The organism is Sphingomonas longa, from assembly GCF_016892685.1.
In the GTDB taxonomy this organism is placed as follows: Bacteria; Pseudomonadota; Alphaproteobacteria; order Sphingomonadales; family Sphingomonadaceae; genus Sphingomonas; species Sphingomonas longa.
The window spans coordinates 317,235-330,179 of the sequence record NZ_JAFEMC010000002.1 but is presented as its reverse complement, the minus strand read 5'-3'; the positions used below and the strand labels follow the sequence as shown (position 1 = coordinate 330,179).

Annotated in this window: 6 protein-coding genes; 4 read left to right on the top strand and 2 right to left on the bottom strand. The window is 65.7% G+C overall.

The features are described 5' to 3' along the window. The first annotated feature begins 29 nt into the window (after positions 1-29). The 3 genes from rpoC (at position 30) to ILT43_RS07625 (ending at position 6,872) form a co-directional block, all read left to right on the top strand. Positions 30-4,316, top strand: coding sequence for a DNA-directed RNA polymerase subunit beta' (gene rpoC / locus ILT43_RS07635; RefSeq protein ID WP_204197527.1), 4,287 nt, complete (start codon positions 30-32; stop codon positions 4,314-4,316). 712 nt (positions 4,317-5,028) lie between these two features. Next, positions 5,029-5,979: a PEPxxWA-CTERM sorting domain-containing protein gene (locus tag ILT43_RS07630; RefSeq protein ID WP_204197526.1), complete on the top strand. Its 951-nt coding sequence runs from the start codon at positions 5,029-5,031 to the stop codon at positions 5,977-5,979. A gap of 107 nt (positions 5,980-6,086) precedes the next feature. Then, the gene (locus tag ILT43_RS07625; protein ID WP_204197525.1) at positions 6,087-6,872 is read left to right on the top strand and encodes an SDR family oxidoreductase; all 786 of its coding nucleotides are present in this window, start codon (positions 6,087-6,089) and stop codon (positions 6,870-6,872) included. Between the two features lie 197 nt (positions 6,873-7,069). On the opposite strand, the gene ILT43_RS07620 is transcribed toward ILT43_RS07625, so the two are convergent. Next, positions 7,070-7,678: a peptidylprolyl isomerase gene (locus ILT43_RS07620; protein WP_204197524.1), complete on the bottom strand. Its 609-nt coding sequence runs from the start codon at positions 7,676-7,678 to the stop codon at positions 7,070-7,072. Between the two features lie 158 nt (positions 7,679-7,836). Continuing rightward, positions 7,837-10,098 (bottom strand): NADP-dependent malic enzyme, encoded by a 2,262-nt coding sequence (locus ILT43_RS07615; protein ID WP_204197523.1) that lies wholly within the window; start codon positions 10,096-10,098, stop codon positions 7,837-7,839. Between the two features lie 265 nt (positions 10,099-10,363). Here ILT43_RS07615 and mutS point away from each other — a divergent pair, with 265 nt between their 5' ends. After that, positions 10,364-12,940: a DNA mismatch repair protein MutS gene (mutS, locus tag ILT43_RS07610; RefSeq protein WP_239474362.1), complete on the top strand. Its 2,577-nt coding sequence runs from the start codon at positions 10,364-10,366 to the stop codon at positions 12,938-12,940. Positions 12,941-12,945 lie beyond the last annotated feature (5 nt).

The following is a 12,945-nucleotide window of genomic DNA, read 5'->3' as shown; positions in this document are numbered from 1 at the left end:
CTGATTTTACCCTCCTGAGGGAAAACGACATGAACGAACTGACCAACTTCGCCAATCCGGTCGCCAAGCCGGAAACCTTCGACCAGATCCAGATCGGCATCGCGTCCCCGGACAAGATCCGTTCGTGGTCGTTCGGCGAGATCAAGAAGCCCGAGACCATCAACTACCGCACGTTCAAGCCCGAGCGTGACGGCCTGTTCTGTGCGCGCATCTTCGGTCCGATCAAGGATTACGAGTGCCTGTGCGGCAAGTACAAGCGCATGAAGTACAAGGGCATCGTCTGCGAGAAGTGCGGTGTCGAAGTCACGGTATCGAAGGTCCGCCGCGAGCGGATGGGCCATATCGAGCTCGCCGCGCCGGTCGCGCACATCTGGTTCCTGAAGTCGCTGCCGTCGCGCATCGGCCTGCTGCTCGACATGCAGCTGAAGCAGCTGGAGCGCGTGCTGTACTTCGAGGCGTATATCGTCATCGAACCGGGCCTGACCCCGCTGGAGAAGTTCCAGCTCCTCACCGAGGACGAGCTGCTCGACGCGCAGGACCAGTACGGCGAGGATGCGTTCTCGGCCGGCATCGGCGCGGAAGCCGTGCGGATCATGCTCGAATCGCTCGATCTCGAGGGTGAGAAGCGCGACCTGCTCGAGGAGCTGGCGACGACCAAGTCGGAGCTGAAGCCCAAGAAGATCATCAAGCGCCTGAAGGTCGTCGAGTCCTTCCTGGAGTCGGGCAACCGTCCGGAGTGGATGATCCTCGAGGTCGTGCCGGTCATCCCGCCCGAGCTGCGCCCGCTGGTGCCGCTGGACGGCGGCCGCTTCGCGACGTCGGATCTGAACGACCTGTACCGCCGCGTCATCAACCGCAACAACCGCCTGAAGCGGCTGATGGAACTGCGCGCGCCGGACATCATCGTCCGCAATGAGAAGCGCATGTTGCAGGAGGCTGTCGACGCCCTCTTCGACAACGGTCGTCGCGGTCGTACGATCACGGGTGCCAACAAGCGTCCACTGAAGTCGCTCAGCGACATGCTCAAGGGCAAACAGGGCCGCTTCCGCCAGAACCTTCTGGGCAAGCGCGTCGACTATTCGGGTCGTTCGGTCATCGTGACCGGACCGGAGCTGAAGCTGCACCAGTGCGGCCTGCCGAAGAAGATGGCGCTCGAGCTGTTCAAGCCGTTCATCTACGCGCGCCTCGACGCCAAGGGCCTCAGCATGACGCTGAAGCAGGCGAAGAAGTGGGTCGAGAAGGAGCGCAAGGAAGTCTGGGACATCCTGGACGAGGTGATCCGCGAGCATCCCGTGATGCTCAACCGCGCACCGACGCTCCACCGTCTCGGCATCCAGGCGTTCGAGCCGGTGCTGATCGAGGGCAAGGCGATCCAGCTTCATCCGCTGGTCTGCTCCGCGTTCAACGCCGACTTCGACGGCGACCAGATGGCCGTGCACGTCCCGCTGTCGCTCGAGGCACAGCTGGAAGCGCGCGTCCTGATGATGTCGACGAACAACATCCTGTCGCCCGCGAACGGCAAGCCGATCATCGTGCCGTCGCAGGACATGGTGCTGGGCCTGTATTACCTGTCGATGATGAAGGAGGGTGAGCCCGGCGAGGGCATGCTGATCTCCGATATGGCGGAGGTGCATCAGGCGCTGAACGCCGGCTCGGTGACGCTGCACACCAAGATCATCAGCCGAGTCCCGCAGACGGACGAGGCCGGCAAGCAGTACATGAAGCGCTTCGAGACGACGCCGGGCCGCATGCTGCTCGGCGAGACGCTCCCGAAGTCGTCGAAGGTGCCGTTCGAGACCGTCAACCGCCTCCTTACCAAAAAGGACGTGGGCGACGTGATCGACGAGGTCTACCGTCACACCGGCCAGAAGGAGACCGTGCTGTTCGCCGACGCGATCATGGCGCTCGGCTTCCGGCACGCGTTCAAGGCGGGCATCTCGTTCGGCAAGGATGACATGATCATCGCGCCGGACAAGGAGAAGCTGGTCGACGAAACGCGCGATCAGGTGAAGGACTTCGAGCAGCAGTATCAGGACGGCCTGATCACGCAGCAGGAGAAGTACAACAAGGTGATCGACGCCTGGAGCCGTTGCGGCGACCAGGTCGCGAACTCGATGATGAACGAGATCAAGGCTGTCCGTCACTACACCGACGGTCCCAACAAGGGCCGCGAGAAGGACATCAACTCGATCTACATGATGGCGCACTCCGGTGCCCGTGGCTCGCAGGCGCAGATCAAGCAGCTCGCCGGCATGCGCGGCCTGATGGCGAAGCCGTCGGGCGAGATCATCGAGACGCCGATCATCTCGAACTTCAAGGAAGGCCTGACCGTCCTCGAATACTTCAACTCCACCCACGGCGCCCGCAAGGGTCTCGCGGACACGGCGTTGAAGACCGCCAACTCGGGCTACCTGACCCGCCGCCTCGTCGACGTGTCGCAGGATTGCGTCATCATCGAGGAGGATTGCGGGACTGAGCGCGCCCTGGAGATGAAGGCGATCGTTCAGGGCGGCTCGACCATCGCGTCGCTGGGTGAGCGCATCCTGGGCCGCACCACGGCCGAGGACGTGGTCGATCCGAAGACCGGCAAGGTCGCGATCCCGACGGGCACGCTGCTCGACGAGGCGATGATCCTGCAGATCGAGAAGATCGGCATCCAGGGGATGAAGATCCGCTCGCCGCTGGTCTGCGAGAGCAAGATCGGCGTCTGCGGCAAGTGCTACGGGCGCGATCTCGCCCGCGGTACGCCGGTCAACATCGGCGAGGCTGTCGGCGTCATCGCCGCGCAGTCGATCGGCGAGCCGGGCACGCAGCTGACGATGCGTACGTTCCACATCGGTGGCGCGGCGCAGCTCAACGAGCAGTCGAACCTGGAATCGCCGGTCGACGGCAAGGCCGAATTCCGCGACCTGCGCCTGATCGTCGACCAGCGTGGCCGCCGCGTGACGCTGTCGCGCTCCGGCGAGATCGCGATCCTCGACATGGACGGTCGCGAACTGTCGACGCATCGCATCCCCTACGGTGCGTATGTGCTGATGGACGACGGTCACATCCTGTCGAAGGGTGATCGCATGGCGGAGTGGGACCCGTTCACCATGCCGGTCATCACCGAGAACCCCGGCACGGTGAAGTTCGTCGACCTGATCGAGGGCAAGACGCTCGTCGAGCAGACCGACGAAGCCACGGGTATCGCCCAGCGCGTCGTGACCGAATACCGTACCTCGACCAAGTCGAAGGAGGATCTGCGTCCGCGCCTGACCCTGCTCGACGAAAGCTCGGGTGAGGCCGGTCGCTACATGCTGGCGGTGGGTGCGACGCTCTCGGTCGAGGACGGCGCGCAGGTGCAGGGCGGCGACGTGATCGCGCGTGTCAGCCGCGAAAGCGCCAAGACCCGCGACATCACCGGCGGTCTGCCGCGCGTGGCCGAGCTGTTCGAGGCGCGCGTCCCCAAGGAATCGGCGATCATCGCCAAGGTCTCCGGCCGGGTCGTGTTCGGCAAGGACTATAAGGCGAAGCGGAAGATCGGCATCCAGCCGGAGGATGGCGGCGACGTCGTCGAGTATCTGGTGCCGAAGTCGAAGGTGATCGACGTTCAGGAAGGCGACTACGTCAAGCGTGGCGACAACCTGATCGGCGGCAGCCCCGATCCGCACGACATTCTGGAGACGATGGGGATCGAGCCGCTGGCCGAGTATCTCGTGTCGGAAATCCAGGAGGTCTATCGTCTGCAGGGCGTGAAGATCAACGACAAGCACATCGAGACGATCGTTCGTCAGATGCTGCAGAAGGTCGAGATCACCGACGGCGGCGACACCACGCTGCTGAAGGGCGAGCAGGTCGATCGCGAGGAAATGGACGCGATCAACGACAAGCTCGACAAGAACCAGGCGCGTGCGCAGGGCAAGCCCATCCTGCTCGGCATCACCAAGGCGTCGCTGCAAACCCGCAGCTTCATCTCGGCGGCGTCGTTCCAGGAGACCACCCGCGTCCTCACCGAGGCGGCGGTCCAGGGCAAGCAGGACACGCTGATGGGCCTGAAGGAGAACGTGATCGTCGGGCGTCTGATTCCGGCGGGTACGGGTGCGGGCATGAACCGCCTCCGCGTGGCGGCCACCAGCCGCGACGTGGCGCTCCGGGCGCAGCAGCGGGCGCTGTCGGCGGCCCTCGTCGCTCCGGAATCCGCAGCCGAACTGCGGGCGGCGGAGGAGCAGCGTTCGCGCCGTGACGACGCCGGCACCGGTGACGATCCGCTGGCGGCGGTGGTGCCCTCGGGCACCGGCACGGATGCCGATGCGGGCGAATATCTGAACGACTGATCTGTCTTCGGGACGATCGAAAGATCCCCGTCGGACCGCATGGTCCGGCGGGGGTTTTTCGTCGTACTGGCGTGGGTGCGAACTCGGGACGGGCGATCCAGCCTCCTCCTCGCCCCTCAGCCCGCGCTTGACCTGCGCCTGTCGGAATGCCCCGCTGGCCGTGGACGAGAACGACACGCGCGCACGACACCGGCCCTCCGTCCCACTGCGGTTGAGCCTAGACCAGAAACTGATCGACGCGCTGGTGGGCTGCGGGTCAGTGGTGGCACGGCTCCCCGCCAAGCCTCGCCTGAAAAGGGCCAGCATCGCCGTGATCCTGGATCAGACTTGCTACCATCGCTGCTGAATCAATCCGCGTCGCGGAGACATCGCGTCTCGTCGGATCACATGCGCTCCCGATCCACGGCAAGATCGACTCGGACGTTGTTCACCGCGTCGTGCGCAAGGATCGACCGGCACGGCATCCCTCGCTTACCAGTGGGTAAAATTATCTTCTGCTGGTGATACTATAAGAAGATAGCAGGTACATCGTATTTGGCCATTGCCGTCTAGTGCTTCGCAACTGCGCGCCAATTCACGAACCGCGACACGATCGCAGTGCTCATCCATCAAAAGATGGTTGCGAATCTTCGTCGAATCTAAGATTAACAATTCGTGAAGTCCCGCTGACGTGCGCGACTCCACGAGAATTTTATGCAAGGGGGAGATGAAAATGAAGACTGTGATGATGACTGCGGCGGTACTGAGCGCCGGTCTGGCTGGCTTTGCCCAGATCGCCTCGGCACAGACCTTCTCGGATGCGACCGGTCAATATCAGGTCGGCATCGGTCGGAACGGCGAGCTTTACGACTACGCTACTGGCGTCGGCCTTCGTAACCCTGCCGGTTCCGACTATATCGCGCCCGGTACGCCGCGTGACTCCTGGGGCATCACGTCCAGCGTCGGCAGTGCGTTCGCCGATCAGTCTTTCACCGGAACGGCCAACATCACTGGCACGGTCTTTACGCCGGGTACGAACAGTGGAACTGCGGTTTCCACCACCACTCTGGGTCTGACCGTCACACACGCCTACAACTTCTTTGCGCCGAACATCCTGTCGGTGCAGCAGACCGTCACCAACACGTCGAATACGGCGATCAGCGGTATCGTGTTCCGCCGCAACGTCGACCTCGACGTGCCACCGACCGCCTTCAACGAGAATACGTTCGGACCGCTCGGGACGAACACCTCGGTGGTCGGGGCAAGCTATAACGGCTTCGAAAACGCCAGTCCCGCGACCGCCTTCACCTCGTCCTGCCTGTTGGGTTGCAACCAGGTCGGAGATCTCGGTGCGGGCATCGATCTGGGTCTCGGCACGATCGACGCGGGGCAATCGAAGACGTTTGCCTATTACTACGGCATCAACATGCCGGGGCAGACGCTGGACCTGCTGTTCACCCAGGCGCAGGGCCTCGGCCTCAGCTACCTGATCGGCGTGCAGAGCAGCGAGAACGGCCTGTATCCCAGCCTGGGTGCGGGTTCGGGCTTCCTCGGTGTCAGCAACATCGGCACCGTGGCGGGCACGGTGCCGGAGCCGGCGAGCTGGGCGATGATGATCGTCGGTATCGGCGCAGCCGGTGGCGCGCTGCGTCGCCGCCGTTCGGTGAAGGTCAGCTACGCCTGATCGCCACCACAAGCGTAATGACGAAGTCCCTTCCGATCACTAGATCGGGAGGGACTTTTCATAAGCGGGACCGGAAGATCGGACCGCCGGCGCGAGAGGATGACGATATGGATACCAGCACGCTGTTCCGGCTGGACGGCCGCGTGGCGCTCGTGACCGGGGGCAGCCGCGGCATCGGCAAGATGATCGCGGCGGGCTTCATCGCGCAGGGGGCGAAGGTCTACGTCTCGTCGCGCAAGGCGGCCGCATGCGAGGAAACCGCGGCTGAGCTAGGCCCGGACTGCATCCCCCTGCCCGCCGACGTGTCGACCGTCGATGGCTGCCGCGCGCTGGCCGCGGCACTGGGCGAGCGCGAGGAGCGGCTCGACATCCTCGTCAATAATGCCGGCGCGGCATGGGGCGTGGCGTTCGAGGAGTTTCCGGAGAGCGGCTGGGACAAGGTCATGGACCTGAACGTCAAATCCCCCTTCTTCCTGACTCAATCGCTGCACGGGTTGCTGAAGGCTGCGGGGGCGGAGCGTGTCGCCAAGGTCATCAACATCACCTCGATCGACGGTCAGCGGCTGAACCCGTGGGACACGTACAGCTATCATGCGTCGAAGGCAGCCCTGATCTATCTGACCAAGCGGCTGGCGGCACGCCTGATCCGCGACGGCATCGCCGTGACCTCGATCGCGCCGGGTGCCTTTGCCAGCGAGATGAACCGCGCCGCGCGCGACCACGGCGATGCGGTCGGCAAGTCGATCCCCGCCGGCCGGATCGGCGGTGACGAGGATATGGCGGGCGCGGCGATCTATCTCGCATCGCGCGCCGGCGACTATGTGGTCGGGGAAACGATCACCGTTGATGGGGGGCTGGTGCATGCGTCGCTGGGGGTCAGCATCGACGGCTGAACCTCTGCCCTTGCCGCGCCAGAAGCTCCGAACTTTCTTTGTTGGAAGACAGCCTATATTGCCAAGCATCGATCGTGCTCTGCGCGGGCATGCTGTTTGAAATGTTGGGCGACGACGGTGCGTACGGGTTCCCGAAACACCGTATTGGCCTAACCTTAGCCTAACCTTCCAGAACGATTCGCTTGGAATACAGCCGCTTAGCCTGCTGGGGTCAGCAACCACGCCTTTGGCTGCTTGGTCGGCTTCGCCTTGCCGTCGAGCCGCACCGCCTTGATGATCCGCACCGGCTTCAGGATCATCTGACCCTTGAATGCATCCACCCCGCCCCCTGACGGTAACGCCAGAATGCGCTTCACGACATCGAGCCCGCCGACCGCGTGCCCGAAAGCGGCATAGCCCGGGAAGTCCGGCCGGGCGTCCATCTGCGGCGCGGGACCGATGGTGATGACGAAATTGCCGCCCGCCGAGTCCGGGGATGCAGCGCGCGCCATCGACACGGTCGCATCGAGGTGGCGGATGCCGGTCTTGGCCGTCGTCTCCAGCGGGAAAGGCGGCAGGATGCGGCGCGCGTCGGTGCGGATGCCGGCCTGGATGAAGCCCGTCTTCGGGTCCTTCTTGCCCCGCGCTGCGCGATAGAAGGTCGTTCCGTCGAAGCGACCGTCATCGACATAGGCCATGAAGTTCTCGACCGTCTTCGGCGCGCGGCGAGCGTCGAGCGCCAGCAGAATGCGACCGGCGGTCGTATCGAGCCTGACGCGGACGATCCCGGCCCTCGGGCCGGTCTGCGGGACGGCGGCCGTCAGCATCAGCAGCGCCGAGACCACGACCGCCCTGCCCCACCCCGGCGAAGGCCGGGGTCCGGTTGCAAACGTCGATGTGAGTGCGGACATCATACTCGAACTATGTTGGTAGCAACTGGGCCCCGGCTGAGCCGGCGTGGCACTGGAGGCGTCGTAGCGGCAGTTCAGCGAGCGATCCCGCCCGCCGCCAACACCGCCAGCGTCACCAGTTCGCTCGCAGTCGAGGTCATCGGCGCGATCTGCACGGGCTTCTCCATCCCGATCAGCATCGGCCCGATCATGTTGTCGCCTCCCAGTTCGCGCAACAGCTTCGCCGAGATGTTCGCGGATTGCAGCCCCGGCATGACCAGCACGTTGGCCGGACCCGACAGCCGCGCGAACGGGTAATTCGCCAGTTGCTTGGGGTTGAGTGCCACGTCGGGCGACATCTCGCCCTCATATTCGAAGCCGACCTGACGCCCGTCGAGCACCCCGACCGCGGCACGAACATTCTCCAGATACCGCCCTTCGGGATTGCCGAACGTCGAATAGCTGAGGAACGCGACGCGGGGCTCGTGGCCCATCCGGCGCGCGACCTGCGCGGTCTGTTCGGCGATATCGGCCAGCTCCTCCGCCGATGGTCGCTCGTTGACCGTGGTGTCAGCGATGAAGACCGTATGGCTCTGCCCGACGAGGATGTGAATGCCGAAAGGCGTGCGGCCCGGCTCCGGATCGATCACGCGCTTCACCTCGCGCATGGTGTGCGCCCAGGTGCGGGTGATGCCGGTGATCATCGCATCCGCCTCGCCGAGTTGCAGCATGACCGCGCCGAAGATGTTGCGGTCCTGATTGATCATCCGCTCCGCATCGCGGTGCAGGAAGCCACGGCGCTGCAGGCGCTTGTAGAGGAAGTCGACCATCTTCGGGACGAGCGGCGAATGGCGGCTGTTGTGAACCTCATACTCCTCCGGCCGGGTCACGCCGAGCGCCTTCAGTCGGTCGTACACGTCGTCGCGCCCAACCAGGACGGGGGTGCCGTAGCCGCCCTCCTTGAACGCGATCGCGGCGCGCAGCACGACCTCCTCCTCGCCCTCCGCGAACAGCACGCGCTTGGGGTGGGCGCGTGCGCCCTCATAGGCGAGCGTCAGCAGCGAGGTGGTGGGGTTCAACCGCTCGCGCAGCGACTGGCGATAGCGCTCCATGTCCAGAATGGGCTTGGTCGCGACACCGGAGTCCATCGCCGCCTTGGCGACCGCGGCGGGCACGACCTCCATCAGACGCGGGTCGAACGGTGCCGGGATGATGTATTCGGGCCCGAAGCTGTGCCGCGTGCCGTACGCGATCGCGACCTCCTCCGGCACCCGCTGACGGGCCAGCTCCGCGATGGCGTTTGCCGCAGCGATCTTCATTGCATCGTTGATGCCGGTGGCACGGACGTCGAGCGCACCGCGAAAGATGAAAGGGAAGCCGAGGACGTTGTTGACCTGGTTCGGGTAGTCCGACCGCCCCGTGGCGACGATCGCATCCGGCCGCGCCGCCTTGGCGAGTTCGGGGCGGATCTCGGGTTCCGGATTGGCCATCGCGAAGATGATCGGCGCAGGGGCCATGTCCGCGACCATATCCGGGTGGAGCGCACCTGCCGCCGACAGGCCGAGGAATACGTCGGCCCCGTGCAGCGCCTCGGTCAACGTCCGTGCCTCGGTGATCGCCGCATGCGCCGATTTCCACTGGTCCATGCTATCCGTACGGCCCTGGTAGATGACGCCCGAACGGTCGCACATGATGACGTTGTCGTGGCGTACGCCCATCGCCTTGATCAGTTCGGTGCAGGCGATCGCCGCAGCACCCGCGCCGTTCACCACGACCTTCACGTCGGCAAGGTTACGGTCTGTCAGCAGGCAGGCGTTGATGAGGCCCGCCGCGGTGATGATCGCGGTGCCGTGCTGGTCGTCATGGAAGACGGGGATGTTCATCCGCTCGCGCAGCGTCTGCTCGATGATGAAGCACTCGGGCGCCTTGATGTCCTCTAGGTTGATGCCGCCGAATGTCGGCTCCATCAGCTCGACCGCGTCGATGAAGCGATCGACATCCTCGGTCTTCAGCTCGATGTCGATCGAATCGACATCGGCGAAGCGCTTGAAGAGCACCGCCTTGCCTTCCATCACCGGCTTGGACGCCAGCGCGCCGAGATTGCCCATGCCGAGGATGGCGGTGCCGTTGGAGATGACCGCGACGAGGTTGCCCTTGGCGGTATAATCATATGCGGTCGCCGGATCTTCGGCGATGGCGCGCACCGGCACCGCGACGCCGGGCGAATAGGCAAGCGCCAGATCGCGCTGCGTCGCCATCGGCTTGGACGCGATGATCTCGATCTTGCCCGGCCGCCCCTCCGAATGGAACAGCAGCGCCTCGCGCTCGGAGAACTGGACGTTGACGGCGTCTGACATGGCGGCGGCCTCTCCCGAATTACCCTACGGCCTCTACGGGCTTTGGGCGGGGGGTTTCAACCCGGTGTGGCCATGCGTATGTCGGAAGCGATGAAGCCAGAGTCCGTCCATCTGTCGCCCCACATGCGTGATCTCACGTTGCTGATCGCCCCGTGCGTCGCCTGCTGTCCTGCCAGCGTCACGAACATCAAGTGACGATCACTACGATTTGGTACTGCGCACGTCGGGCCGCGGCGGTTCTCCCGTGAACCCCACACCGACGCCGATGATGGCGCAATATCACGCCCTGAAGGCGGAGGCGCAGGATTGCCTGCTCTTCTACCGCATGGGCGACTTCTTCGAGATGTTCTTCGAAGACGCGCGCATTGCAGCGGCGGTGCTCGACATCGCTTTGACGGCGCGTGGGGAGCATGAAGGCGAGAAGGTGCCGATGTGCGGCGTGCCCGTGCATGCCGCGACCGCGTACCTGCAACGCCTGATCAAGGCCGGCCACCGCGTCGCCATCGCGGAGCAGACCGAAAGTCCGGAGGCGGCGCGCAAGGCACGCGGGTCGAAGGCGCTGGTCAACCGGGCGATCGTCCGCGTCGTGACGGCCGGCACGCTGACCGAAGAGGCCCTGCTCGACTCACGGGCGGACAATTGGTGCGTCGCGATCGGCGAGGCGGCGGGAGACGTCGCGCTGGCGGCGGCCGACGTGTCGACGGGCCGGTTCGTGGTAATCGCGCTGGATCAAGCCAGCGTACCGGCGGAGTTGGCAAGGCTCGGTGCGGCGGAGGTCGTTGCGGCGGATACCAGCGGCGTGGCGGAGCTGGCGACGACACTGCGGCCGAAGGCGGAGTTCGACAGCGGCGCGGGAGAGGCGCGGCTGAAACGCCTGTTCGCGGTCGCAACGCTGGACGGCTTCGGACAGTTCGGGCGCGCGGAACTCGCCGCGGCCGGTGGCCTCGTCGCCTATCTGGATCATACCGCCAAGGGCGCACTGCCGTTCTTGCGCGCGCCGGTGCTGCACCGGGCAGCGAACACGATGGCGATCGATGCGGCGACGCGCGAAAGCCTGGAACTGACTCAGACCGCATCGGGCCAGCGCAAGGGGTCGCTGCTCGACGCAATTGATCGGACCGCCACCGGCGCAGGGGCGCGGTTGCTGGCGGGCGACCTGGGCGCGCCGCTGGTGGAGCGTGGCGCGATCGACGCGCGGCTCGACCTCGTCCGGCATTTCCATGACGACGAGGCGGAGCGCGAGAAGGTGCGCGCGGCGTTGCGCGCCTTGCCCGACATCGGTCGGGCGCTGGGGCGTCTCGTCGCCGGACGGGGCGGACCGCGCGATCTGGGCCAGCTTCGGGACGGGCTGGACGGCGCGTGGTCGCTCGGCGAGCGGCTGGGGTCGGGCGAGCCCCCCGCGCTGCTGACCGAGCTGGCACCGCGGTTGCGGGGGCATGGCGAGTTGATCGACCAGTTGCGGCGCGCGCTGGTGCCCTCGCCGCCGATCGAGGCGAGCGACGGTGGCTACATTGCCGCCGGTTACGATCTCGCGCTCGACGATCTGCGCGACGCGGGCGCGGGCGGGCGAAGGGCGATCGCCGCGCTGGAAGCCGAGATGCGGAGCAACACCGGCGTCGCGGCGCTGAAGGTACGTCACAACAACGTGCTGGGTTATCATGTTGAGGTGCCGGCGCGCGCCGCCGATGCGCTCATGAAGCCGGACAGCGGCTTCACGCACCGTCAGACGCTGGCCGGTGTCGTCCGCTTCAACACGCCCGCGCTGCACGAGGTCGCGAGCAAGGTCGCACAGGCCGGCGCACACGCGCTGGCGGCGGAAGCCGCGCATCTGGAGGACCTGACCGCCCGCGCGCTGTCACACCGGGAGGCGATTGCCGCGACCGCCGATGCACTGGCGCGGATCGACGTCTCCACGGCACTCGCGGAGCGCGCCGCCGAAGGCGGCTGGACGCGGCCCAAACTGGTCGAAGAGCCGTGCTTCGATGTCGAGGGCGGGCGGCATCCGGTGGTCGAAGCCGCCGTCGCCAGATCGGGCGGACGGTTCGTCGCCAACGATTGCCGGCTGTCGGAGACATCGCGATTGTGGCTCGTCACCGGTCCGAACATGGGCGGCAAGTCGACCTTCCTGCGGCAGAATGCGCTGATCGCGGTGCTGGCACAGGCGGGAAGCTACGTACCCGCCGGCAGCGCGACGCTGGGAATGATCGACCGGCTGTTCAGCCGCGTCGGCGCGTCGGACAATCTGGCACGCGGGCGGTCGACGTTCATGGTCGAGATGGTCGAGACGGCTGCGATCCTGGCGCAGGCGACGCCGCGCAGCTTCGTGATCCTCGACGAAGTGGGCCGCGGTACGTCGACCTATGATGGGCTGGCCATCGCCTGGGCAGTGGTGGAGGCGATTCACGAAGACAATCGCTGCCGCTGCCTGTTCGCGACGCACTATCACGAACTGACGCGGCTGGCGGAACGCTGCGACGCGCTGTCGCTGCATCATGTCCGCGCCCGCGAGTGGAAGGGAGACCTCGTGCTGCTGCACGAGCTGGCGGACGGGCCGGCGGATCGCAGCTATGGGCTGGCGGTGGCGCGGCTCGCCGGCATGGCACCGCAAACCGTCGCGCGCGCCAAGGCGGTCTTGGCGAAGCTGGAAGCCGGTCGCGCCAAAACGGGCGGACTGGCGGCGGGGCTGGACGACCTGCCGCTGTTCGCCGCCGCCGCCGCGGTCGAGGAGGAACAGTGCGATGCGATCCGCGCCGAGGTGGAGGCGATCGACGTCGATGCGCTGACCCCGCGCGAGGCACTCGATACGTTGTACCGGCTGAAAGCGCTGGCGCGGGACGGCTAGCGCTG